Source organism: Agrobacterium tumefaciens (genome assembly GCF_013318015.2).
Classification (GTDB): domain Bacteria; phylum Pseudomonadota; class Alphaproteobacteria; order Rhizobiales; family Rhizobiaceae; genus Agrobacterium; species Agrobacterium tumefaciens.
This window is the reverse complement of sequence record NZ_CP115843.1, coordinates 467,911-492,650: the sequence shown is the minus strand read 5'-3', so window position 1 is coordinate 492,650 and position 24,740 is coordinate 467,911. Positions and strand designations below refer to the sequence as shown.

The 24,740-nt window shown below is 58.8% G+C and carries 25 protein-coding genes; 18 read left to right on the top strand and 7 right to left on the bottom strand.

From position 1 onward, the window contains the following. Positions 1-122 precede the first annotated feature (122 nt). Positions 123-1,490 carry an enoyl ACP reductase FabMG family protein gene (locus tag G6L97_RS25560; RefSeq protein WP_065687674.1) on the bottom strand — a complete coding sequence of 456 codons (1,368 nt, stop codon included), beginning with the start codon at positions 1,488-1,490 and terminating at the stop codon, positions 123-125. A 341-nt stretch (positions 1,491-1,831) separates the two neighbouring features. Next, positions 1,832-2,734, bottom strand: a complete 903-nt coding sequence (locus tag G6L97_RS25555; protein ID WP_174004274.1) for a LysR family transcriptional regulator — start codon at positions 2,732-2,734, stop codon at positions 1,832-1,834. 98 nt (positions 2,735-2,832) lie between these two features. Here G6L97_RS25555 and G6L97_RS25550 point away from each other — a divergent pair, with 98 nt between their 5' ends. The 7 genes from G6L97_RS25550 (at position 2,833) to G6L97_RS25520 (ending at position 9,679) form a co-directional block, all read left to right on the top strand. Beyond that, positions 2,833-4,248 carry an aldehyde dehydrogenase family protein gene (locus G6L97_RS25550; protein WP_174004276.1) on the top strand — a complete coding sequence of 472 codons (1,416 nt, stop codon included), beginning with the start codon at positions 2,833-2,835 and terminating at the stop codon, positions 4,246-4,248. A gap of 195 nt (positions 4,249-4,443) precedes the next feature. Next, on the top strand, positions 4,444-5,055 hold the full coding sequence (locus tag G6L97_RS25545; protein ID WP_065687675.1) for a glutathione S-transferase family protein: 612 nt from the start codon (positions 4,444-4,446) through the stop codon (positions 5,053-5,055). A 54-nt stretch (positions 5,056-5,109) separates the two neighbouring features. Next, the gene (locus tag G6L97_RS25540; RefSeq protein ID WP_174004277.1) at positions 5,110-7,170 is read left to right on the top strand and encodes a 2Fe-2S iron-sulfur cluster-binding protein; all 2,061 of its coding nucleotides are present in this window, start codon (positions 5,110-5,112) and stop codon (positions 7,168-7,170) included. A 123-nt stretch (positions 7,171-7,293) separates the two neighbouring features. Next, positions 7,294-7,842: a carboxymuconolactone decarboxylase family protein gene (locus G6L97_RS25535; protein WP_025591651.1), complete on the top strand. Its 549-nt coding sequence runs from the start codon at positions 7,294-7,296 to the stop codon at positions 7,840-7,842. Positions 7,843-7,909: 67 nt separating this feature from the next. Beyond that, positions 7,910-8,374 (top strand): nuclear transport factor 2 family protein, encoded by a 465-nt coding sequence (locus G6L97_RS25530; protein ID WP_174004279.1) that lies wholly within the window; start codon positions 7,910-7,912, stop codon positions 8,372-8,374. Positions 8,375-8,435: 61 nt separating this feature from the next. Next, positions 8,436-8,711, top strand: a complete 276-nt coding sequence (locus tag G6L97_RS25525; protein WP_065687678.1) for a hypothetical protein — start codon at positions 8,436-8,438, stop codon at positions 8,709-8,711. A 77-nt stretch (positions 8,712-8,788) separates the two neighbouring features. Further along, complete coding sequence (locus G6L97_RS25520) at positions 8,789-9,679, top strand: LysR family transcriptional regulator (RefSeq protein ID WP_076844223.1); 891 nt, start codon at positions 8,789-8,791, stop codon at positions 9,677-9,679. Positions 9,680-9,698: 19 nt separating this feature from the next. On the opposite strand, the gene G6L97_RS25515 is transcribed toward G6L97_RS25520, so the two are convergent. Next, positions 9,699-10,685 carry an NADPH:quinone reductase gene (locus tag G6L97_RS25515; RefSeq protein ID WP_013637530.1) on the bottom strand — a complete coding sequence of 329 codons (987 nt, stop codon included), beginning with the start codon at positions 10,683-10,685 and terminating at the stop codon, positions 9,699-9,701. Positions 10,686-10,793: 108 nt separating this feature from the next. Here G6L97_RS25515 and G6L97_RS25510 point away from each other — a divergent pair, with 108 nt between their 5' ends. Beyond that, on the top strand, positions 10,794-11,123 hold the full coding sequence (locus G6L97_RS25510) for a winged helix-turn-helix transcriptional regulator (RefSeq protein WP_003517048.1): 330 nt from the start codon (positions 10,794-10,796) through the stop codon (positions 11,121-11,123). Between the two features lie 13 nt (positions 11,124-11,136). Here G6L97_RS25510 and G6L97_RS25505 read toward each other — a convergent pair whose 3' ends face one another. Next, positions 11,137-12,018 carry a LysR family transcriptional regulator gene (locus G6L97_RS25505; protein WP_013637529.1) on the bottom strand — a complete coding sequence of 294 codons (882 nt, stop codon included), beginning with the start codon at positions 12,016-12,018 and terminating at the stop codon, positions 11,137-11,139. Positions 12,019-12,156: 138 nt separating this feature from the next. Between G6L97_RS25505 and G6L97_RS25500 the strand changes: the two genes are divergently transcribed. The 4 genes from G6L97_RS25500 (at position 12,157) to G6L97_RS25485 (ending at position 17,724) form a co-directional block, all read left to right on the top strand. Next, a complete protein-coding gene (locus G6L97_RS25500) occupies positions 12,157-12,732 on the top strand; it encodes an isochorismatase family protein (protein WP_174004281.1) in 576 nt (191 codons plus the stop codon). A gap of 67 nt (positions 12,733-12,799) precedes the next feature. Then, positions 12,800-13,549 carry a pirin family protein gene (locus G6L97_RS25495; RefSeq protein ID WP_003517051.1) on the top strand — a complete coding sequence of 250 codons (750 nt, stop codon included), beginning with the start codon at positions 12,800-12,802 and terminating at the stop codon, positions 13,547-13,549. Positions 13,550-14,138: 589 nt separating this feature from the next. Further along, positions 14,139-15,647 carry an ATPase domain-containing protein gene (locus G6L97_RS25490; RefSeq protein ID WP_003517052.1) on the top strand — a complete coding sequence of 503 codons (1,509 nt, stop codon included), beginning with the start codon at positions 14,139-14,141 and terminating at the stop codon, positions 15,645-15,647. Then, positions 15,589-17,724, top strand: a complete 2,136-nt coding sequence (locus tag G6L97_RS25485; RefSeq protein ID WP_236773690.1) for a hybrid sensor histidine kinase/response regulator — start codon at positions 15,589-15,591, stop codon at positions 17,722-17,724. The genes G6L97_RS25490 and G6L97_RS25485 overlap by 59 nt, the downstream gene beginning before the upstream one ends. A gap of 333 nt (positions 17,725-18,057) precedes the next feature. Here G6L97_RS25485 and G6L97_RS25480 read toward each other — a convergent pair whose 3' ends face one another. After that, on the bottom strand, positions 18,058-19,314 hold the full coding sequence (locus tag G6L97_RS25480; RefSeq protein WP_003517054.1) for an MgtC/SapB family protein: 1,257 nt from the start codon (positions 19,312-19,314) through the stop codon (positions 18,058-18,060). A 338-nt stretch (positions 19,315-19,652) separates the two neighbouring features. Continuing rightward, positions 19,653-20,537, bottom strand: a complete 885-nt coding sequence (locus tag G6L97_RS25475) for a LysR family transcriptional regulator (RefSeq protein ID WP_003517057.1) — start codon at positions 20,535-20,537, stop codon at positions 19,653-19,655. Positions 20,538-20,654: 117 nt separating this feature from the next. On the opposite strand from G6L97_RS25475, the gene G6L97_RS25470 reads away from it, so the two are divergent. From G6L97_RS25470 to G6L97_RS25455, 4 genes are read left to right on the top strand one after another with little or no spacing between them, the layout of a single operon-like run. After that, complete coding sequence (locus G6L97_RS25470; RefSeq protein ID WP_013637024.1) at positions 20,655-21,116, top strand: VOC family protein; 462 nt, start codon at positions 20,655-20,657, stop codon at positions 21,114-21,116. Continuing rightward, on the top strand, positions 21,113-21,844 hold the full coding sequence (locus G6L97_RS25465; RefSeq protein ID WP_272438510.1) for an SDR family NAD(P)-dependent oxidoreductase: 732 nt from the start codon (positions 21,113-21,115) through the stop codon (positions 21,842-21,844). The genes G6L97_RS25470 and G6L97_RS25465 overlap by 4 nt, the downstream gene beginning before the upstream one ends. Before the next feature lies 1 nt (position 21,845). Next, the gene (locus G6L97_RS25460) at positions 21,846-22,151 is read left to right on the top strand and encodes a putative quinol monooxygenase (protein WP_174004801.1); all 306 of its coding nucleotides are present in this window, start codon (positions 21,846-21,848) and stop codon (positions 22,149-22,151) included. Between the two features lie 50 nt (positions 22,152-22,201). Then, positions 22,202-23,038 carry an oxidoreductase gene (locus G6L97_RS25455; RefSeq protein WP_272438509.1) on the top strand — a complete coding sequence of 279 codons (837 nt, stop codon included), beginning with the start codon at positions 22,202-22,204 and terminating at the stop codon, positions 23,036-23,038. 41 nt (positions 23,039-23,079) lie between these two features. On the opposite strand, the gene G6L97_RS25450 is transcribed toward G6L97_RS25455, so the two are convergent. Then, entirely contained in the window at positions 23,080-23,286 is a 207-nt protein-coding gene (locus G6L97_RS25450) for a hypothetical protein (protein WP_065703999.1), read from the bottom strand. Positions 23,287-23,581: 295 nt separating this feature from the next. Between G6L97_RS25450 and G6L97_RS25445 the strand changes: the two genes are divergently transcribed. Then, positions 23,582-23,986: an OsmC family protein gene (locus G6L97_RS25445; protein WP_060642919.1), complete on the top strand. Its 405-nt coding sequence runs from the start codon at positions 23,582-23,584 to the stop codon at positions 23,984-23,986. Beyond that, positions 23,983-24,678 carry a VIT1/CCC1 transporter family protein gene (locus tag G6L97_RS25440; RefSeq protein WP_035200829.1) on the top strand — a complete coding sequence of 232 codons (696 nt, stop codon included), beginning with the start codon at positions 23,983-23,985 and terminating at the stop codon, positions 24,676-24,678. Before G6L97_RS25445 ends, G6L97_RS25440 begins: the two co-directional genes overlap by 4 nt. Positions 24,679-24,740: the final 62 nt, after the last annotated feature.

The following is a 24,740-nucleotide window of genomic DNA, read 5'->3' as shown; positions in this document are numbered from 1 at the left end:
ACGATCAACAAAAAGCTCGGCATCGGGGTAGTTGTTTCTTACCACCAGGGACCAGTCCACCCATGTGGTTCTGGATCGTTCATGGCTAAAGCACCCGGTCTTCAGGCCAGGCTGGGAAGCCTTCACGCCATCTCAGGCTGCGCGGATCCCATTAGCGGCGCGGAAGACTTCGAATGCGCGTGGGACGCGTTAAGTCGCCGGGCCACAATGTCATGGTTGAGCCACAGAACTGGACCGGAGGGTTCGGAAGATTCACCGAAGATTAGCTGCCCTGTTGCCGTCACAACGAGACTGCTCAACAGATCGCTGATCATCACCTTGCTATCCCGATGCATCTGGGTGATTTCGTTGGACGTGCCGATGGTGAGATCAGCCTGCGCCTGGCTGTTTGCCATGGGCCATGCCGAAAAGTCATAGAACGGACGCATGACATCGCTGGCCTGCATGGCGGCGATCTTGCCGAAGACGTCTTCCATAGTTAGGCCATCTACCAGCAGCTGCTGGCAGGCCTGCCACTGGTCATCTGCCCATTGGCCGCCGTTTTCTTTCTTCAACGCAAGCAGCAGCGGTATCAGGGGCAGCTCGATACCGGTGAACACGTCGGACGAATTGGTCCGGATTTCGGGGCAATTATAAACTGTTGCCTTGATCCCTTTAGCCCAGGCTTCCTCTGCAATGCCTTCGAGCCGCATCTTCGCGTAACCCTGGGTGTAATTGGTGTAGGTCTGCCAACGATAACTTCCGTCGATGAGGACCGCCGATCCGTGATAACCATAGGCCGTATATCGCACTTGACCGCCTGAAGCTTCAACGCGCTCGCGGATCGCCGCACTGAAATCGATGAGATGGCGAAAGGTGTTTGCGGAGACGTCGTCAAAATTCTGCAGGATGAGTTTTCCCATGTCACTGTCGAGCAGGGTCTGCGAGGACATGTGGCGGGTTCCGGTTCCCTTGTAGATCCGATTGGCGATGACCAGGAACACCTTCGCCTTCGGGATGCCGCCTGCCATTGTGTGGGCGAAGAAAACATTGCGGCCATCGGCGATCATACCGTCGAGAACGGTCATGACTTTCGAAAGCGATTCCGTAAAACGCGCATTGGCAATGTCGCGGCATTGCCTGACATAGTCCCAGTCGAGCTTGTCGTGCTCCCAGCTCTCAAGCGTCATTTTTGCCAGGAGATCGGTGGGAGTCGGCCCGTCTGCGGGCGCATCGCGATCGAAACCCGCCATAAGAGGTATGTTGATGATCCTGCCGCCCAGCTGGGCCTCCGCCGAAGACAGTTCATCGGCGTCGAGCGGCCGCAGCGTGTTGTTCTCGTCACGCCGCCCGACGGTGATTCCCACAATCTCCATTCCAGCCCGTCTCGCTTCGTCGAGCAAGCCGGTGGCGTATCCGCGGCCGAACAGTTCGCCGAAGAGTACGAAAACGTCGCCTTTACGGAAGACCGTGTTTTCAGAAAGGCGATTCAATGCAACCGGATTTTCCATGCTGTCAACTCTTTAAAGTTTGTCATCGAACACTGGCTCGTGCAAGTTTTGCAAAGACATGACCGCATTGGCACGGAATGGGAACTCATTTTCGGTGACCGTTCATTTCAAAACGTGAAGTCGGTCTCTGTTCGCCCTACAATACAGGGGATGCCGAGGCCGGGGGATCGGCGCGCCGATACCAAAAAGAGCTCGCTGGAAACATCGCGCCTCTCCGGTGGCGCACCACGCCGAATCTTGTCGCGTCGAAGAGAGACTGCCTTCTCGCAAGCTTGCAAGAAGACCGGTATCGACAAAATATGCACCAACGACCAGGCTTACGACAAAGATAGGCATCCTCGTTATCGATTGTCGCCAGTCGAACGCTCTCGGATCAGCTCGATGAAGGCACGCAGTTTGGCTGGCATGTGTCGCCGTTGCGAGAAATAAAGGCTAAGTCCCGGATATTCGGGAGACCAGTCTTCCAAAACAGGAATGAGATCGCCTGAGGCAATATGGGGTGCAAGTGCATGTTCACCCAGATAGGCGAGCCCAAATCCGGCAAGAGCGGCCTCCAGAATAAGGTCAGACCCATCAAATGTCAGATGGCCGCTGACATCGATCAAGTGTGTTTCCCCGTGCTTCTCAAACTCCCAGCGATAGAGTCTCCCGCTTGTCATGCGCATCTGGATACAGACGTGCCGGGCGAGATCGGCTGGGACGACAAGCTTTGAACGGCCGTCGAAGTAGCGCGGCGAGCCGACGACGAAAGACCGCATTTTCGGAATGATCGGTACGGCCACCATGTCGGGCGAGATAGCCTCGGCGAGACGAATGCCCGCATCGAAACCTTTGCCGATCACATCCACGAGCGCATTTTCGGTCACGATCTCGATGTCGACATCCGGGTATCGACGGCTGTACTCGAGGATGAGCGGCTGCAGCAGAATGCGCGCCGCGCCCGGCGCCATATTCAGCCGGAGTCTCCCGGAGGGCCGATCTGAATGTTCACCGACATTTTCGATCGCCTTCTCGAGCGTCTGCAGGGCAGGTGCGATTTCAGATAGGAATTGCTCACCGGCTGCAGACAAGGACACGCTACGCGTGGTGCGGTTGAAAAGCCTGACGGCAAGGCGCTCCTCAAGTGCGGCGATCGCATGGCTCAAAGCCGATGACGACATACCGAGTTCGCGCGCGGCAGCCCGGAATCCACCGTGACGCGCGACGCCGGCAACCGCTTCAAGCTCGATCAGGCTTGCCCTCATTGCGCAATCCAGTTCATCAGGCTGTCCGATTTTGTCCTACTACACGCGACACTTACCGCATGCCATTTTTGCTGTGAAGCCATCACAGGAGAAGAAACATGCACATCATCGATCGGATCTATATCAACGGGGCGTTTGTCACGCCGCACGGCGATCAATGGGCGCCGCTTTTCAATCCGGCAACCGAGGACCAGATCGGCAGCGTGCGGCTCGCAGATGAGCGGGACGCCGACCGCGCAGTTGCTGCCGCCAAACGCGCTTTCCCAGCCTTTTCGAATACGACCAGAAAAGAGCGGATCGACATGCTGAACCGGCTGCATGCCGCGGTGTCCGCCCGAACCGACGATCTGGCGTCCGCCATGCGTGAAGAATATGGTGCGCCATCGGGCTTCATCGGCTTTTCAGCGTCACGCGCAGGTAGCGTCTTTCTCGACATGGCAAGAACGCTGAAGGACTACGAGTTCCAACGCCGCATGGGCAGCGCCGATGTCGAGATGCGACCCTCGGGTGTTGCTGTGGCGATCACGCCCTGGAACAGCAACTACAGTTTTATCTGCGGCAAGCTCTCCGCCGCCATTGCAGCCGGAGCAACGATGGTGATCAAACCTTCGGAGATGAGCGCCCTGCAGACGCAGGTGATCACTGAATGCCTGCACGCGGCCGGTCTTCCCGATGGCATTTTCAATATCGTCACCGGGTATGGAGGCGTCGTTGGTGCGGCACTGACGGCTCACCGCGACGTGTCCAAGATCACCTTCACCGGTTCCACTGCCACAGGTCGCGGCATTGTTCAGGCGGCAGCGGCCACTATGAAGCGCGTCACAATGGAACTTGGCGGCAAAAGCCCCAGCATCATTCTGGACGATGCCGATCTTGAGGTCGCCATCCCGCAGGTGCTGGTGCCAGGGTTCCGCAACAGCGGTCAGGCCTGCATTGCCGGAACCCGCATTCTTGCTCCAGAAAGCAGGTTCGGTGAAATCGAGGAACGGCTCAGCCACACCATCAAAGACTTCAGGTCGGGAGAACCGGCCGACGAACAGGTTCAGGTTGGTCCGATGGTCAGCCAGAAGCAGTGGGATCGCGTGCAAAGCTATATTCGCCTGGGACAGGAGGAAGGCGCCAGACTGCTGGCAGGCGGCGAAGGTCGTCCGGAAGGGCTGCAGCGCGGCTGGTTCGTCAAGCCCACCATCTTTACCGGCGTTCGCAACGACATGCGCATCGCGCGCGAGGAGATATTCGGCCCCGTGCTATCGCTGATCTCCTACCGCGACGAGGAAGACGCCATCACGATCGCGAACGACACCGATTACGGCCTGCAGGCGCACGTCTTTTCTTCCGACGTCGCGCGGGCAAAACGCGTCGCAAACCAGATCGAGGCAGGCCGCGTGTTCATCAACGATGCGCCGCATGACCCAATGGCACCATTCGGCGGATTCAAGCAATCCGGCTTCGGGCGGGAATTCGGCGTCTTTGGGCTCGAGGCCTTTCTCGAACCCCGTGCCGTACTGTCGTGACATCTAAAGGCCACGCAACTTCTTGGCTGCGTGGCCTGATGCCACATACCGTCGAGCGAGCCCTGTTGGGTGGCCATTGTTGCACCTGGTGTAATGATGAAGTGTGAAGCACGATCGTTCTCATCACCACGTAATAATAGCAATCTGCAGGTGCGGATCGGGAATTGACCCGAACGATACTCGCAGGAGCGCACAATGAAACTCTATCATCATCCTTTGTCGGGCCACTCGCATCGGGCCCGTCTGTTCCTTTCACTGATCAACCTGCCGCATGAGCTGGTTGAGGTGGACCTCATGTCCGGCGCGCACAAGACGCCCGATTTCCTCAAGATGAACCCGTTTGGCCAGGTTCCGGTTCTCGACGACGACGGCGAATACGTATCGGATTCCAACGCGATCCTGGTCTACCTTGCCAAGAAAACCGGACGGACGGACTGGCTGCCCGATGACCTGAAGAGCGCCGCAGCGGTCCAACGCTGGTTGTCGGTAGCTGCCGGTGAGATCGCTTATGGTCCGGCGGCGGCCCGCCTGGTCACCGTCTTTGGTGCCAAGTTCAATCCGGAAGAAGTCATTAGTCGCGCCCATGCGGTCCTTGGAAAACTAGAAACTCAGCTTTCCGACCGAGAATGGCTGGTAGGCGAACGCCCGACGATCGCCGACGTCGCAATCTACAGCTACGTGGCCCGCGCCCCTGAAGGCAACGTGGATCTCTCAACTTATCCTGCGGTCAACAGGCTGCTTCGTCGTATCGAAGCGCTTCCGGGCTTCGTGGACTTTATCGGGACTCCGGTTGGCCTCGCCGCCTGATCCGCATTCGGGTGCGCGCCGAAGCGTGCCCGATCCCTTCTTAGGAGAGCTGACATGACCGACACTTTGACAAAACTGCCGACCTGGCACGAAGGCGAGAAGTTCATCCAGGAAAAAGTCGGTGTCGCCGAGCGTATGGAGGTCGTCGGCCAACGGGTCGTTCGCGATTTCATGCCGGATCAGCATCGGGACTTCTATGCCCAGCTCCCGTTCATCGTCCTTGGCAGTGTGGATGGCCACGATGACGCCTGGGCCACCTTTGTCGAGGGCCCACCCGGCTTCATGTCCTCCCCTACGGCGACCACGCTCGATATCCGCTCTACCTTGGAGCCAAGCGACCCCGCCAGCGAAGGAATGGCAGACGGCAAACCGATCGGCCTGCTCGGCATCGAGATGCACACGCGTCGCCGAAATCGCATGAACGGCTTTGTCTCCACCGCAGCGAACGGTTATCGGATCGATGTGGATCAGAGCTTCGGCAACTGCCCGCGCTACATACAATTGCGGGATTTCCAATTCGAGAGAGCACCCGGCCAACCAAGCCAGAACCAGCGTGAAGACCTGTCCGAGCTTGATGACCTTGCTCGCTCCACGATCAAGACTGCGGACGCGTTCTTCGTTGCCTCCTATGTCGACCGCGAAGACAGGCGACAGGTTGACGTGTCGCATCGCGGCGGGAATGCCGGCTTCGTCCGCGTTGGCGATGATGACGTTCTGACAATTCCCGATTTCGACGGAAACCTTTTCTTCTCGACGCTGGGGAATATTCTGCTGAACAAGAAAGCAGGTCTGCTCTTCGTAGACTTCGCGACGGGCGATGTCCTGCAGATGACAGGCGAAGCCGACGTCATCCTGGAATCACCCGAGATTGCGGCCTTCCAGGGCGCGGAACGGCTCTGGACGTTCAGGCCGACCCGGATCGTCCGGAGACCGAATGCACTCGCACTTCGCTGGGCATTTCAGAAGGATGGATGGTCGCCGAATTCTCTGATGACCGGGAACTGGGCGCAGGCAGCAGACCGGATGCGTGCCACCGCACTTTCAGACACGTGGCGGCCGATGACGGTCACCAGGATCGTCGAGGAAAGCACGACGATCCGCTCGATCCATCTCCAGCCAAGCGACGGCTTGGGGTTGCTGCCGCATGCTGCCGGGCAGCACCTCCCGATCCGGCTGGTGCTGCCGGGAAGCGAGCGGCCTGTTATCAGGACCTACACCCTGTCTGTCGCACCGTCCGATGGCATCTACCGCATCAGTGTCAAACGCGATGGGCTCGTGTCGCAGTTTCTGCACGACAGCATCTCCGTTGGCGACGTGATTGAGGCGCGGCCCCCCGCAGGGGGGTTCGGTGTTGACGCCCGTGCCACGCGCCCTGCAGTGCTCCTTGCCGGTGGTGTCGGCATCACGCCGCTGCTCGCCATGCTCCGTCATGTCGTCTACGAGGGAATTCGCAAACAGCGCATCCGGCCGATCACGTTGTTCCACGCTGCCCGCACGAAAGCCGAGCGACCTTTCGACAAGGAGATCGCCGAACTCGTGGCTGCGGCCAAGGGCGTGGTCCGGTTAGTGCGAGTTCTCAGCGACATCGGCGATGCCACAGAGGGCTCCGACTACGATACTGCCGGCCGTATCGACATGGCTATGCTCACCAAGCATCTGCCGTTCAACGACTACGACTTCTATCTGTGTGGTCCGCCGCAGTTTACGCAGGCGCTCTATGACGGTTTACGCGGCTACAACATTGCAGACGATCGTATCCACGCGGAAGCGTTCGGGCCCTCGTCGCTGGTTCGGTCTGTAGAGGCCAAAGATGCCAGGGCCGCCCCTTTGCGTGCGCTGCCATCCGACAAGCCGGTGCCTGTCATATTCACGAACTCTCTGAAGGAGGCCCGCTGGGCGCCCGGCTCCGGAACGCTGCTGGAACTTGCAGAAGCACGCGGTCTTCAGCCCGAGTTCAGTTGCCGCGAAGGCAATTGCGGTACTTGCAAGACAAAACTCGTCAAAGGCGCTGTGACGTACCTGAAGGAGCCGACAGCGAAGGTTGACGATGACGAGATCCTCCTTTGCTGTGCCATTCCAGCGAGCCAGGAAGGCGGCATCCAGATCGCCGTCTAAACCAACATTACTACGCCTGACGCAACAGTCCCTTCCTGCTTTTCGACGTTCAACAACAACCGGTTACCAATCATCTTGAGGATCAGAGAGCGACGTCTCTCAAAACCATTAAAGGAGAATACCATGTCACGCATTCCTACCCCCGCCACGATTGAGGAGGCGCCCGAAGCCTCACGGCCGATCCTGGAGACCATCCAGAAGCAGATCGGCTCCGTGCCGAATATCTTCCGCCTCGTCTCCAACAGCCCAGCGGCCCTCAACGGCCTCGCCTCGTTGCAGGGTGCGCTCGGCAAGGGCAAGCTTGCACCCGCCACTCGGGAAAGGATCGCCCTGGCTATGGCCGAAGCCAACGGTTGTGACTACTGCCTTTCGGCGCACACCTTCACCGGAGCGAAGTTCGCCAAGCTCGATGAAGCGGAGATCGCTTCGAACCGCCGCGGAACATCGAACGACGCCAAGGCTGCGGCAGCCGTCGAATTCGCCCGCGCCCTGACGACCGCGCGTGGCTCGGTGGCACCTGGGGAAATCGTAAAAGTTCGGGACGCCGGCTACAGCGACGCGGAAATCGTCGAGATCATTGCGCATGTCGCGCTTAATACCTTTACAAACTACGTCAACGAAGCCCTCGATACCGAGATCGATTTCCCGCGTATCGATCGTCTTGCGGCATGACATTCAGGACGGGGTGACGCGAGAGCCGTCATCCTTCCCTCCCCTTACGAAACCTGGAGCCATCACAATGTCCCGTCCCCCGCTTCCCCCTTTCACTGAACAGAGCGCCATCGAAAAGGTCCGCCTTGCGGAAGATGGCTGGAACAGCCGCGATCCTGCCAGGGTAGCGCTCGCCTACACGGTGGATACTCGCTGGCGCAACCGTGCCGAATTCGTAACGAGCCGCGATGAAGCCGAGGCCTTTCTGGGCCGCAAGTGGAACAGGGAACTCGACTACCGCCTGATCAAGGAACTCTGGGCATTCACGGGCAACAGGATCGCGTTGCGCTACGCCTACGAATATCATGATGACAGCGGCCAGTGGTTCCGGGCCTACGGGAACGAGAATTGGGAGTTTGCCGAAGACGGCCTGATGCGGGCGCGTCACGCCAGCATCAACGAACACCCGATCGCTGAAGCCGACCGCAGGTTTCACTGGCCGCTCGGCCGAAGGCCTGACGACCATCCCGGTCTCAGCGACTTCGGCTTTTGAGCCGGGCGTCGGTCCGTTGGCCTCGTCAATGCCGTCGTTCAAACTCAACGAGCGAGTTCGAGTGTCCGTTGAACTCGCTCTTACCGCATCGAGCGGCGACCTGTCGCGGAAGCGCAAGCAGGAAGACGATAGCCGTGCGCTTGGGCTGACGGGTGCGGAAATCGATCTGGCACGCCGTGGCCTGAGCTTCGATCTGAAAATAGCGAGGGCCATAGCGTTTGCGCTCGCGATCAATGAGCACACACGTGCACGTGCAAGCGCCGCTGGCCTTTGTGAGCGAAGCTGCGTCGAAATCGAGCACCTTGCTGCTGCCAACCGACAGGTCGCTGGCAGCTAATCCATGCCGCGGACGGCTTGCGGTCTTGTCGTCCAGGATTCTACTATGGACACCGTATCGAGGGCATGGGGGACCGGATGGATCGTTGGCAGGCAATGCGGATTTTCGTGAAAGTAGCGGAGACCGAAAGTTTCGCAGATACCGCCCGCCAGATGCACATGAGTGCTCCTGCCGTCACACGGTCTGTTGCAGCCCTGGAAGATATCATCGGAGCACGCCTGTTCGTGCGAACGACCCGTTCGGTAAAAATGACCGAGGCGGGTGCCCGGTATTTCGAGGACTGCCGCAAGATTTTGTCAGACATTGCTGAAGCAGAGGCGGCAGCGGGAGGCTCCTACGCTACACCGACAGGCACCCTGTCCGTAACTGCTTCGGTCATGTTCGGGCAGATGTATGTGCTGCCCGTCGTGACGGGCTTTCTGGACGCATTTCCAACCATGAAGGCGCGAACCCTGTTTATCGACCGGCCTGTCAATATTGTCGATGAAGGCATCGATGTCGCTGTCCGCATTGGTCACCTCCCCGACTCCGGCCTCTCCGCCATAAAGGTCGGGAGCGTCAGGCGTGTCGTGTGTGGTTCACCGGCATACTTTGACCGACATGGCATTCCGACAACGCCATCCGACCTCAAGGATCATCGCATCGCGGCGTCCACCAGCGCCTGGGCCTCCCCTGAATGGCGCTTTTCCGACGATTTCCGCGTGACGATAGACGCTGCTCTTCAGTGCAACACCAACGAAGCGGCCATAACCTCCGCACGCGAGGGCTGGGGACTGACGCGCGTGCTGAACTACCAGATAGGCCCTGACCTTATGGCGGGCGACCTTCAGATCGTGCTCAGCGAGTTTGAAGAGCCGCCCCTGCCTATCCACATCATGCATCCAGAGGGTCGGAATGCACCCGCAAAGGTGCGGGCTTTCGTTGACATGGCAGTTGCCCGCCTGCGTGAGAACCGTCTCCTGAACTGATCCGGGCGCAGCGGGCAGATCAAAAACCAATCAGAATCTTGCCAATGGCCTTGCCGCTTTCCTGCAGTTCATGGGCCTCGGCAATCTGATCAAGCCCGAGCGTTACGGCGATCTTGGGAACGTAGGCTCCCGAAGCCGCGCAGGCCGAGACTTCCTCGACAGCATCGCGCATCGCTGTTTCCGGCATCGTATAGACGTAGACGAAACGGAAAGAAAAGCCACCAACGAGCGCCGGAAAGAACGGGATCGAGAGCCTGGCTTGCGGCGATCCCGTGGAGTAAGCCGACACGCCCCCGTCACGCGCAAGGCAGGCGATTGCCGTGTCGATGTTGGCGGAGATGTCCACGTCGACAATACGGTCGACGCCGTGACCATCGGTCGCCGACCTTATTTTCACAGCAACATCACCGGCATGCCTGTTGACGACGAGATCGGCTCCGGCTGCGCGGGCAACGTCTGCCTGTTCGTCGCGGCTCACCGTTGCCGCCACCCACGCCCCTGCCCACTTTGCAAGAAGAATGGCGGCGTTACCGACCGCACCGGCGCCACCGTGCACGAGAACCCGCTTACCTCGCAGGTTTGTATCGGCAAACAGGCATCGATGCGCCGTCATCGCGGGGACGCCGAACGACGCACCGACCCCGAAGGGCACGTTGTCGGCCAGCCTGACTGCCTGCCTCGACGGCACCACGACGAATTCCGCAGCCGTCCCGAACGCCCTCCCCGTCTGGGCCATGTAGACCCACACCCGCTCGCCTATACGTTCCTGCGACACGCCGGGGCCGACACTGTCGATGACGCCCGACCCGTCCTGATGCGGAACGATTCTGGGAAATGGCATGGCCTTACCGCCGAAGCCGACACGCGTCTTGATGTCCGAAGGATTGATGCCCGAGACCACGATCCTGACCCGGACTTCCCCCGCCCCGGGCTGGGGATCGGGAAGCTCGCCAACGGTCAATACTTCTCTCGCAGTTCCTTGCCGTTCGTAGAACGCAGCTCGCATAACACACCTCTCCTAAATGTGGCTTCCATCTGGGCGTGACACAGGCAAACTTGCAAGTAGGCAACAGTTTTGCCTATAGGAATAAAAAGTGCACTAATGGAGAACTGAATGGCTGTTGGCCCAAAATGCCCGGTAGAAGTTACCGTCGATGTCACGGGCGGCAAGTGGAAGCCGATGATCATCTATCGTCTACTCGACGGTCCGTACCGGTTTGGAGAGCTGCGCCGCCTGGTCGGCGATCCGAGCCAGCGCTCGCTCACGATGCAGCTCCGCGAACTCGAGGCCGACGGGATCGTGAGCCGCGAGGTCTTCGCCGAGGTCCCTCCGCGCGTCGAATATTCCCTCACCGAATTCGGAAAAACGCTGGCCCCCGTGCTGATGGCGATGCGCGACTGGGGAGTTTCCTTCCAGGGTCGCTGTCAATCCACGAAGGCATGACCGGTCGTCCGCGTCAGGGACCGGGCTTTGCCGCGAAGCGCTGCACGAAGAAGTCGATTAGCACTCTGACCTTCCGGGACACGTGCGATCCTGGCGGACGCACGATGTAAACGCCGATCTCCGGCAGGCCGTAGTCCGACATAATCGGCACAAGGGTCCCTGCGGCAACATAGCTTTCCGCGATCACAACCGGCAGTGCAGCGATGCCCAGTCCGGCTGCCGTCCCTTCGGCAATGCCAAGGGCACTATCCGCCTTGAACCTTCCCTGCGCATTGATGACGATGGTTCGGCTGCCATCGGACACCTTCCAGCTCTCGGTGCCCTGCAGGATCGCCTGATGGTCAAGCAGATCGGAAGGCTTTCGCGGGACGCCATGCTTCCGGAGGTATTCGGGGTTGGCAAACAATCCAGCCGCGAATGCACCGATCTTCCTCGCCGTCAGGTTCGAGTCCTGCAGATAACCGACACGTATCCCGCAATCAAAGCCTTCCGCCACCAGATCGACGTAACGGTCGCTGTAGTGCGCATGGAGCTGCAAGAGCGGATGCTGGCGGGCCAGTTCGGCGAGCGCTGGCGCAAAATGCCGCGGACCGAAGGATGACGGAACGGCGACGCGCAGCCGTCCCCGAAGCTCCCCGGTCGGCGCAATCTCCTCGCGCGCAACCTCCATTTCCAGGCACATGCGCGCGGCATGCTCGCGAAACGACGCTCCAGCCTCCGTCAGCGATGCACCTCGTGTGGTCCGGGCGAGGAGCTGGACGCCCAGCTCGCTCTCTAGACGAACGAGGCGACGGCTGACGATGGATTTCGGCAATCCGAGACGTCGCGCCGCAACCGTGATCCCGCCGCCATCGGCGACCTCAACGAAAGTCTGCATATCTTCGAAGCTGACCATTATTGCGTTCCATTTTCCGTTCCACAGAGTGGCTCATCCTAGAGCTACCGTGCCGTCTATCGCAACGCTAAATTCCACTCATCGAGCGGACCTAAATCCAACCCGACAGCCGCCGACAACGCAAAAAGGAATACGACAATGCATAAGGACGTCTTTACTCCCGAGAATTCCGCCATGCTGCTGATCGACCATCAGATCGGCACGATGGCCTGGACCCACTCCCACGACATCAACCTGGTCAAGCAGAACGCACTCAAGCTCGCCCGGATCGCCAAAGCCGCCAACATCCCGACCATCCTGACGTCCAGCATGGAAGAACAAATCCAGGGGCCGCTGATTCCGGAACTCAAGGAAATCCTGCCCGAGGCGTTCGAAGCCCGCATCAAGCGCCCGGGTATCGTCAACGCCATGCACCACGACGGCTTCAACCAGGCCGTCAAGGCGATCGGCCGCAACAAGCTGTTCGTCGCAGGCGTGACCACGGAAATCTGCGTCACCTTTCCGGTCCTCCAGATGCTTGACGAAGGTTACGAGGTGCAGGTCTCGGCGGACGCATCCGCCTCTTACACCAAATACGGCGACGATATCGCCCTGAGGCGCATGGAAAACGCAGGCGCAATTATCACCACTGTCGACCAGATCATCTCGGAACTCGCCGTCGACTGGACGAGCCCGCTCGGCCAGAAGCTCGTCGGTATCCTGAACTACCACTGACAGCGCAAGTCGCTGCGTTCGGCGCGGGCGATTGTCGCCCGCGCCCGAGATCGAAGGAAACAGTCCAATGACCATCACCAAAATCCCTGCAGGACGTATGCGCGGCAATATAGGCCAGGGCTTCGGCGTCGAGATCATGTATCCGGGGCTGTCACTGACAACCGACGACAGCGGGATCGGTCCCATCGGCAGGATTGACCGCGCCCAGGTTCAGCCGGGTCATCTCATAGGCATGCATCCGCACAAGGACGACGAAATACTGACCTACATGCGCGGCGGCGAGATGCTGCACCGAGACACCGTCGGAAACGAGAAAAAGCTCGACAAGACACGTTTCATGATGATGAACGCCGGCCATCACTTCCAGCATGAAGAGCTTATGCTTGGGGAAACACCCGTCCGGGCCCTACAGATTTTCCTGCGTCCTAACGCTCAAAATCTTGAGCCAATGGTGCAGTTTCATGATTTCGTCGATGAATTCAGTGACGATAGCTGGAGACTGATTGCAGGGCCACGAAAAGCGCCATTGACGGTAAGATCCGATGTCTGGGTCTTTGACGTGCGCCTCAGCGCAGGCACGACGCTGAGATTGCCAACCCCTGATAACTCCGGGTTGGCTTGCCTGCTCTTTGTCTTCAAGGGGAAAATTCGATTTGGAAACGAGACGGTCTCCGACGGAGAGAGCGTGTTCGTGACCTCGTTCGAACAACATCCAACGGCATTGACCGAGACCGATATCGTCTTGTTCTCGTTCGATACTGACGTCCAGGTATATCGTGGCGGCATGTTCAGCGGCAACCAGAAACGGGGCCGCTGAAGTCGTTCTTCGAGCGGCGCAAACGTGAACCAGGGGCTTTCTCGCGCCAAGTCTCTTCCAACGTTTCGGTGTCACCCACCGATGGTGTTTTTATGCATAGCAAAGGGCACCACTAGGTCGGCACCATCGCCAGCGCCTTCCGTGGCCACCCTCGATGAACGGAAGAGCAGTTCTGGCTAATCGTCGCTACCATCCCAATCTTCATAGCGATCGCTGGTGCGGATCACGAAGACCGTGGCGTCCGAGTGGACACAAAGCGCGTGCCATTGAAAACACGCAACTGAGGAGGGTTTGCTTCAGTGCTTAAGGTTGATCCAGTCTTCGGAAGAAGAACCTTCTTCCCCGGGGACGCAATCGAGATCATGCTGTTTGTGACCTGACCTCCGCAGATTACTCCCGAAAGAGCCACGCGTACCCGGCGAAGTCAGCTTCAGGCCTCTACAAATTACGGTGCCAACCGTCGCCAAACGCTGCGCGCTGCGGCGCTGAGGCGGGCGTCATTGGCAGTCCGGGCTCAGACACTCCCGCCGCTACGCCCTTGATTCTCCTGAGGTCGCGCCCTAGATGTTTTAGAAAGTCCGGAGGAAACATGCATCAGGTTTTAAGTCAAAAAGCAGAAACTGGCGTCAAGGGACTGGATGATGTTCTTTCCGGTGGCTTTACGCGCAGGCATGTCTTTTTACTTGAGGGCTCTCCAGGGACGGGCAAAACAACGATTGCTTTGCAGTTCCTTATTGAAGGAGAAATACGCGGCGAGCGCTGCCTTTACATCAGCCTGTCGGAAACGGACGAAGAATTGCGCGATTGCGCCAGATCGCATGGCATGGAGATTGGTAGCGGGATCGAGATATTTGAACTCGTCCCCCCGGAAAGCCTTCTCGACGCCGAGCAACAGCAAAGCCTGCTCTACTCCTCAGATCTCGAGTTGGGTGAAACGACAAAACTGATTTTCCAAGCCTTTGAGCGGATCAAACCCCAGCGCGTCGTAATTGATAGCCTCTCTGAAATTCGCCTTCTAGCGCAGAGTTCGTTGCGATACCGCAGACAAATCCTCGCATTGAAACACTTCTTCGCTCGCTCCGATGCAACGGTGCTGCTGCTTGATGACATGACGTCGGAAAATTTTGACAAGACGGTCCATAGCGTAGTCCACGGTGTCATTCATCTCGAACAGCTTGCTCCCGATTACGGCTCCGAGCGGCGTCGGTTGAGAGTGATCAAGTATCGCGGTCAGTCGTTTCGCGGCGGCTATCATGATTTCACTATCAAGACTGGTGGCGTTGCAGTTTTTCCGCGCCTTCGCGCGATTGAGCACAGAACCGAATTCGAACGAACGACCCTGTCGAGCGGTCTTTCCCAATTCGACGGCCTTCTCGGTGGGGGCGTGGAGCGTGGATCAAGCACTCTCCTCATCGGCCCTGCTGGAACCGGAAAGAGCCTGTTTGCTCTGCAGTTCGTCAACGCCGCAGTCGAGCGTGGGGAAAAGGCTGCGGTCTTCATTTTCGATGAGGAACTTGGTCTCCTTTACGCACGCACCAGATCAATGGGTATCGACTTGGAGAAGCTGCAGGCAGATGGGCACGTCCACATCGAGCAACTCGATGCCGCCGAACTATCACCGGGGGAATTTGCACAGCGTGTGCGCGACCGGGTATCAACTTTCGATGCCAAGACAGTGGTGATCGACAGCATCAATGGCTACCAGGCTTCCATGCCGGAAGAGAATGCTCTCATCTTGCACATGCACGAACTGCTACAGTACCTCAACAGGCAGGGAGCCAACACATTCCTGACGGTCGCCCAGCATGGCCTCGTCGGGGACATGAAATCGCCCGTCGATGTCACTTATCTGGCAGATAGCGTCATCCTTCTGAGATATTTCGAGGCGCTCGGAAAAGTGCGTCGCGCCGTATCAGTGATCAAGAAGCGCACAGGCCCTCACGAAGACACGATCCGTGAGTTCAGAATATCCGGCAACGGACTGACCCTCGGAGAACCACTTTCCGACTTCCAGGGCATCCTTCGCGGCGTTCCAAACTTTGTCGGCGATCAACACCCGCTTCTTCCTCTCAACGGGGAGGGTAGCAAGAATTCCTAACGGCGACACACGCGCACTTGTCTATGCTCCGATCGGCCGCGATGCGCAAATTGCAGCGTCACTCCTGAAGGAAGCTGGTGTATCTTCCACCACCGTGGCTGACATTGCGTCGTTTGTCGCAGGTCTGGGGGACAACATCGCCTTCGCTGTGTTGACCGAGGAGGCATTTCGTTCAGCGGACCTGAAAGGGATTTTTGCTTGGATCGCAGCGCAGCCCAGTTGGTCTGATTTGCCATTCATTATCCTGACAAACCGCGGCGGAGGACCTGAACGCAACCCGACTGCGGCGAGGCTCTCTGAGGTTCTGGGAAATGTGAGCTTTGTCGAGCGACCTTTTCATGCGACGACTTTCATAAGTGTTGCCCGGTCGGCCATGCGCGGTCGCCGGCGGCAGTTCGATGCCCGGGCCCGAATGGAAGCACTCGATGAAGGCGAGCGTCGCCTCCAGACGGCCCTTGCCGCCGGCCGGCTTGGCGCGTGGGAGCTCGATCTTGCAACCAATGAACTGACCACTTCGGCAACATGTCGATTAATTTTTGGCCGCGGTCCCGACGAAGAGTTTTCCTATGCGGACCTCTTAGCATCGGTCCATCCTGATGACTTCGAGCGCATGCAGTTGGCTGTTCGAGCAACGATCGAAACGGGCGCCGACTACGCGATAGAATACCGAACGGTCTGGAATGACGGGTCTACCCACTGGGTGGAGATCCGTGCCCAGCTCTACAGGGACCGCACTGGCAAGGCCATCAAGCTTGTTGGCGTATCGGCCGACATAACCTCACGTCTGAAAGCGGAAGAGCATCAACGGCAGTTGAATGAGGTTCTGGAAGAGAGCGTCGCGGAGCGAACGCGTGAACTGGAAGAAGCATATGCTACTGTCATGGAAGAGGTAAGCCAACGAGAACGAGCTGAGCAACACTTGCGCCAGTCCCAGAAGATGGAAGCGATCGGCCAACTCACCGGCGGCGTGGCGCACGATTTCAACAACCTCCTGATGGCCGTCCTCGGTAATCTTGAGTTGCTGCGAAAGTGCGTTGGCAATGACGCAAGGGCAATCCGCCTCATCGAGGGTGCCCAACAGGGCGCAAAACGTGGCGCTTCCCTCACCCAACGGCTTCTCGCTTTCTCGCGCAGGCAGGACCTACGCATTGACCCGGTCGATATGCGAGCGCTGGTTACCGGAATGGAAGACCTTCTGAAAAGGTCCGTCGGCTCGACCGTGGTGATCAAAACTGACGTGCCAGATCACCTTCCTCTGGTCTCGGCCGACGCCAACCAGGTCGAGCTCGCGCTCCTCAATCTCGTTGTCAATGCCCGTGATGCCATGCCTGACGGAGGCGAGATCGTTATCGGGCTGGACCATGTCCATCAGAACGTCCAGGCCGGTGAGCTTGCGGCAGGCAATTACGTCGCCCTCTCGGTCGTCGACCAGGGCCACGGAATGGATCGTGACACACTGCAAAAGGCTATCGAGCCGTTTTTTTCGACCAAGGAACTTGGAAAAGGCACCGGACTTGGTCTTTCCATGATCCATGGCCTGGCGTCCCAGTTGAAAGGCGACCTCAAGCTGACAAGCGAACTGGGTAAGGGCACAAGGGCGGAACTGTGGATCCCAATCTCGACATCCGAAATCACAAATGACTCCGCAGCGATTGAGGTCTCGGCTGGCCCGACCGCGAGCGCATCAGGACCGAAACGAATACTGCTGGTGGATGACGACCCTCTCATAGCGATGAGCTCAGCCGATATGCTGATGGACCTCGGTCACGATGTCGTTGAAGCGCATTCGGGGAAAGAGGCACTGGAACAGCTGGGAGACGGAACCGGCTTTGACCTCCTGATCACCGACTATTCAATGCCTGGTATGACCGGCGGAGATCTGGCAATTGCAGTGCGCCATATTGTCCCAAAGCTTCCGATACTCATCGCCTCGGGCTATGCAGAACTGCCGCCTGGAGTTGATCTTGACGTTTCCCGGCTCGGCAAGCCTTATACGCAGGATCAGCTTGAGCGGGAGCTTCATAAGCTGTTCAACGATCCAATCCTGACAGGCCACGTTGTCAGGAATGGACAGTAATATGAGGATGGTGGCGCAAGCGGTTTAACTTACCGACCAAATATCGGTGAGAATGCGTTTAACGGGCTTCGGTCATGAGCACACAAGCGTGAAGTAGACCGAGCCTACGTATTCCATACTGGCTGGCGGTTATGTTCTGCCGCGAAAGAAGCGGAACACATGTCCGCACCAAACTCAGAAGTCATATCAGAAGAATTCTCTTGTGCACCCGGAGGCTTCCACAAATCTCCTCAAGCACAGGCTTGGACTATCCAGGACCAGTCATCTTTCTAACACCCGGCAATGAATCAGTGTCCCTTCCTATGACTGACTCAACATCCCTAGTTTGCAGGATCACGAGAAATCGGTGACAAAGAAGACGGCCGCGCCAATTCCCGCTGCAAGCAACGTCGCTCCGGAAAGGGGAAGCCAAAATCGACTGGGTCCGGCGACCATTGCCAGTGAAAGGCGTCCAGCCCCGTTTGCGACTATTGCCATGAGGATAGCCTCTCCTACCTGACCTGTCGAAATGATAGCACCATCGAGGCGAATTGCACTCAGCACGGCAACATCGACATCGAACACGCCAGACAGAGCAGAACTCGCAAGAACACTGACTGACCCAAATCGCTCGACCAAGGCCGCGCTGAGCGTTGAAACAACCGCGAAACCTGCAGCAAATATCAGCAACTGCATAAGGTCAAAAGGATTGCGGGGGAGCGAGCTCTCGTCGGCCTTCTGCGCGTGCCCGAACGAAAGCAATAGCAAACCGCACAGGCCAAATGCCAACGCTGCAGCAATCGCCGATGGCGCAATTATCTTTAGCAAATCAGGTTTCAGCAGAGCGACTACGATGCAGACACGGATAATCGAGACCATTGCTGCAAGCGAAGCCCCGCCCGCCAGTGGAAAGGCATTCATTACACCATGTGCGCTTTTCGCCAAGGCGACGGTGACCGATGTCGATGAGATAATGCCGCCCGACAGTCCAGTGATAAGGGTACCCTTCGTCGGTCCAAGCATGCGGACAGCAATGTAGCCGAGATAGGACAGTGCGGCCGTCAGGACGGTGAACAGCCAAACCTCGTGAGGATTTAATCCACCCCACGGATCAATGGTCCGGTTCGGCAGCAGCGGCAGTACGATTGTGGTCATCCCAGCCAGGAGGACCGCCGACCTGACTTCAGGCCATGTCAACCGCTTCAGCAGAGAATGGAGGATTTCCCTGCTGGCCAGAAGCCCTGCCAAAGCTGCTCCACCAGCGGCGGCCACTTTGTAATCACCGACAACAGCGAGTGCACCCAATGCGAAGACACACAGCGCCGCAATTACGACCGTGACGCTGAAATCTTCGTCCTGACTCGCCTTCCAAAACTGGAACCAGCCGACTAATGCACCCAACACTGAAAATCCAATAACAAGCATCCAGGGAGCCCCAGACAGTTGGGAGAGAGCTGCGATCACAGCGCCGAGCAGTCCCGTGATTGAGAACGTTCTTATGCCGGCAACACGCTTGCCTTCCAGTTCGTCGCGTTCACGCCAGCCCCGTTCCAACCCGACCAGCAGCCCTATGGCGATAGCGACGCCAAACCTAAGCATCAGCTCTGTCATGTCATCACCTGTCCGGTCATCTGTGTGGCAGCCAACTGAAAGCCTCGCAGCTACCCCAACCTTAAACACAGATGCCAGTTTCCTGCATGACTTTCTCGCGTTGCTCTTGCATCACGTAAAGCCATTGGGCACCCAAGAAACCTTGTCCCTCATGAACGCTGGTACCCGTCTTGATCGCAAGCGTGCCATCAGCGAAAAACCTGTCAATGTCGAGCGAAGCTTCCTCAGAAGTGCCGAATTAACATTCCCCACTTCACGAGTGGCCACCAATCTCGCCTTAGTTCGCTCGACGAGGTTTAGCGCCTTCATAGAAATCGAACCGTCGGGCTGCAGTCCCTTCACACACGCAGCGCATCAATGACGGCGCGCAGGCCGGCCGACAGGTATTTCCGCGTCGGGTAATAGAGATAGAGCCAGTCCTCGGGCGCACTCCAGGATGCCAGGCATTCGACCAGGCTGCCGCTCTGGACATAGGAACGCGCGCGCTCTTCCCAGACGTAAGCCAGCCCCACGCCCGAAAGTGCCGCCTCGACCATCAGTTCATGGTCATCGAGCGACAGAGATCCGGTCGGCTCGAATTCGATGATCTTGCCAGCGCGGCTGAACTCCCAAGGGTAGGGTTTGCCGCTTGGATAAATATTGCGGATGCAGACATGGCCACGCAGATCATCCGGGGTTTTAGGAAGCGGATAACGTTCGAAATAGCTTGTTGAGCCCACGACGGCAAACCGAAGCCGCGGTTTGATCTTCACAGCCGTCATGCCATCGCGCAGACTTTCTCCAAGACGGATGCCGGCATCGAACCCCTCCTCCACAATGTCGACAAGCCGGTCGGTAGCGACGATTTCCAGCTGAAGCCCGGGATTTTCTGCAATCAGAGGACCGATGACTGACCGGAATACGAACGGTGCGACCGAATTGGGCGCATTGATGCGAACCTTGCCAAAAGGCGTATCGCGAAACTGGTTGAGGGCATCGAGCGCCGAGCCGATCTCGCCGAAGGCGGGCGACAGTTGCGCAAGCAACATTGCCCCGGCATCAGTCAGCGACACGCTGCGGGTCGTTCGATTGAGCAGACGAATGCCGACGCGTGCCTCGAGATTACCCACCGCATGGCTGATCGCCGAGGCCGTCACCCCGCGCTCTTCACCGGCACGGCGAAAGTTGCGGTGACGGGCGACCGCATCGAAGGCCGCGAGTTCAGAGAGATCCGTACTGCGCATTGTCAAATCTCACTCATCATTGAGAGGAAAATTATCTCTCTAATCCTGATCGTTGAAAAGGTCCAGATTTCTCCTCGCAAACCGGCGCTTGTGCCGAACCACACAGGAGATAGGACAATGGCCGACTTCATTCCTCCCGCCCACAACACTGCATCACCCTTTGCCGACATGCGCGGTCATCACGTTGCCGTCCGCACGCCGGACCTCGAAACCGCAAAGCGCTGGTATGTCGAGAAACTCGACTTCCGTGTCGTTGCCGAATGGGACTACGCCGACGAACAATTGGCCTATCTCGCACCCGCGACTGACGACCATTTCTATGTGGAAATCCTGGGTGGCGGCGATCCGGCGCCGGCGGAGGTCCGCCCTTATACCGATCTCGGCGATAGCCTCAAATATGCCGGCTACCACCATTTCTGCCTGAATGTCGCAAGCGTCGACGCCACTGTCGAGGAATTGCGGGCGCGCGGCGTCACCATCGTGACCGAGCCGTTCGAGCTTTTGGCAATCAGCCGCCGCCTCGCCTTCTTCTGCGATCCCTTCGGCAATCTGATCGAGCTGGCGGAAGTCCTGCCGTGACCCTTTCTCACCCGGCTGGCCGTCACGGCATCGCGATGGCCAGCACATCAGGAGAATATCCCATGACGAACTCCATCATGATTATCGGCGCCGGCCCCGGCATCGGGCAGGCTGTTGCGGAGAAATTCGGACGGGAAGGCTGGCATGTCGTGCTCACCGCTCGCAATGCCGCTCGTCTCACCGGTCTGTCCAGAACCCTTTCCGGGCAAGGTCTCCACGTCTCGATTTTGCAAGCAGATGCGACCGACCCGATCGCACTGCGCAAGGCGGTCGCCAAGGGCGACCGGATCACCGGCGGGCTGACGGCGGTCCTTTTCAATGCCGCGTTCGTGCGTGAACAGGATCTGTTCAGCATGCGCGACGATGAGGTCACGGACGACCTCGCCACCAATGTCGCTGCCGGCCTTCACACGATCCGGGCATCCGTTGAGTTGTTCGGTGCCCGCGGCGGTACGATACTGGTCACAGGTGGCGGCCTCGCCGTCTCACCCCATGCCGGCTATGCCAGTCTCGGCCTTGGCAAGGCGGCCCTTAGAAATGTCGTCGAAGGTCTGGCCGGCCCTCTCGCCGAACGCGGCATCCGCATCGCGGTGGCGACAATCGCCACACTCGTCGGCCCCGGATCGACAGAGGCGAGAGAGGCAGCCGACACAATCTGGACGCTGGCGACGGACCCGACCGCAGGGTGGGAAGCCGTTTACCCCGCAGACGCCTTCAAGGGAGACTGACATGACCGAAACGTTGACTTTGATTGCCAGGCTGACGGCCAAGCCGGGCTGTGCCGCGACGCTTGGCGAAGCGTTGCAGGCTCTGGTCTTACCGACCCGCGCCGAGGGGGGATCGATCGACTATCACCTGCACCGCGACAACCATGATCCCAGCGTCTGGATTCTCTATGAGAACTGGCGATCGCGCGCTGATCTCGATGCGCATTTTGAGCAGCCCTACACCAAAGCCGTCATGGCGCGCTTTCCGGAGCTGCTGGCCCGCGACATGGAATTGACATTCTGCACCATCACATCGCCGCGCCCTTGAGCCCCCGGCCCAACGCTTTCCCCATCAATCCAGCATCAAGGAACACCCTCATGAAAATCTGGTTCATCACCGGCGCCTCGCGCGGCTTTGGCGCCCTCGTCACCACACGCGCTCTTGCACAGGGCGACGCCGTCGTCGCTACCGCCCGCAATCCCAAAGCGATCACCGATCGGTTCGGCGAGCATCCCAACCTGCTTCCGGTCGTCCTCGATGTGACCGACGACAGACAGGCAACCACAGCGGTCAAAGCAGGGATCGAGCGCTTCGGCCGCATCGATATCCTGCTCAACAATGCTGGGTTCGGATTGATGGGTGCCGTCGAAGAAGCAACCGTGGCTGAGGTCGAGGCTGTATACCGCACCAACGTCTTTGGTCTCCTCAACGTGACCCGCGCCGTCCTGCCCTTTATGCGCCGGGCCCGTTCCGGCCGCATCCTGAATATCTCGTCGATCGGCGGCTATCGCGGCGCAGCAGGTTTCGGGGTTTACTCCTCGACCAAATTCGCCGTCGAGGGGCTGAGCGAAGCCCTGCATGACGAACTGGCGCCGCTTGGCATCCATGTCACCGTCATCGAGCCGGGTTATTTCCGCACGGATTTCCTCGACAGTTCGTCCTTGTCGGTGAGCGGCAATATCATTGGCGACTACGAAGCGACCGCTGGCAAGGTCCGCACGATAGCGGCCGGACTCAGCCACAACCAGCCGGGCAACCCTCAAAAACTGGCAGAGGTCCTGATCGCCTTCGCTGACGCCCCCAATCCGCCGGTCCGCCTCCCGCTCGGTAGTGATACCGTCGCAGCGATCGAAAAGAAGCATGCACAGGACAACGCCATTCTCTCCGAATGGCGCGCCGTCTCGGTCTCGACCGACTTCCCCGTTGACTCATAACGACGTGGGTCTGATTAATTTCATCCGATGGGAGGTCGCTTTCAGGCCTCCCATTGAAAGGATACGAACCGTCTGAGCGCGAGCGCCGTCGTCGCGACGCTGAACAGCATCATCGCGCGTACGATAATAATGATCACGCGGGTAGGCCTGGCGCAACATGCAAACCTCCAGCCGGTGTTGGATCGGGTCAGCAGGTGGACGGGCACGCCGATTGTCGCCACCGGGATCGGCATGATGCTGATCCTCATCTTCTCAACCGCCATACCGCCGTAGGGGCCGGCGAACTGACCTCGTGAGACACACTGGCTCCGTTTGCAACTGTAAATTTGGTGCTGATCTGCATCAAGTGGCTAGAGCTTGTCTCGCCTGCCGAGGTCTTAGTCTGCCCCAACTGCATATCCTATGCTGTCCTTGCAGCGAGCCTCATGATCTTGGTGGTGGACGGTCTTCCCTTGTCTTGACGTCGATCAAGTCCCGCACGAGGTCAGATGATACGGTGTCTCTCGTGTTCCTCCAAGAGGGTCACATGAGGGAGGACTTGCGATGCTTGAATACAGAATCTCGGCACGGCGGATTGATCCCAGCGAGAGCGTGGCGCGCACAGAGAATGCAGATATCAGGCTTGCTACCGGACTGACCGGCCCGGTCGACGCCTTCAATCCGGCCGAACTGTTGCTGGCGTCGATTGCAGCCTGCATGATCAAGGGGATCGAGCGCGTCCTGCCCCTCCTCGATTTCTCTCTCGATGGTGTCGAAGTGATGCTTCATGCCGTCCGGCAGGATGATCTGCCGCGTATCGTCTCCATCGACTACGAACTCTTGGTCGATACCGAGGAGAGCGAACAGCGGCTCGAACTCCTGCACAAGAACGTCCGCAAATACGGTACGATCTCCAACACCATCGCTCTCGCAGCTCGCCTTGATGGCGTCATCCGGAGGGCCTTATGAGGAGCCTTCACAGCGAAACGCATCTCGTTTCCCGGATAGGATGGCTGCGAGCGGCCGTTCTCGGCGCCAATGACGGCATCGTGTCGACCGCAAGCCTGATCGTCGGGGTGGCAGCCTCTGCGGCGGGGAGTTCCGAGATTCTGATCGCCGGCATCGCAGGACTTGTGGCAGGGGCCATGTCGATGGCGGCGGGCGAATATGTCTCGGTAAGCTCCCAAGCGGACACCGAGCAGGCCGATCTCAACCGCGAACGACTGGAGCTTGAGAGCCAACCCAATCTGGAGCGAGAAGAATTGGCGCAACTTTATGCCAGACGCGGTGTCGATATCGATCTGGCCAGAAGGGTGGCCGAGCAGTTGATGCAGAAGGATGCGCTTGAGGCGCATGCCCGCGAAGAACTCGGCATCTCCGAGATCACCACTGCGAGACCGATCGTGGCTGCCCTGACATCGGCGCTGACCTTTGCTGTCGGTGCCACGATGCCGCTCGCAATGGTGTGGCTGGCGCCGGCAGACCAACTTGTCTGGCTCGTCTCGGCTGCTTCGCTGTTGTTTCTCGCGCTGCTTGGAGCCATCGGCGCCAAGGCTGGCGGGGCAGACGTGATGAAAGCCACAATCCGGGTCACCTTCTGGGGTGCCTTTGCCATGGCGCTGACGGCAGGCATTGGCGCGCTGGTGGGCACCGCCGTCTAGGAGGTGCGCGACCCTCAGAGGATATACTCCGGTGTGGGTCCAACACCGGCAACAAGATCGGC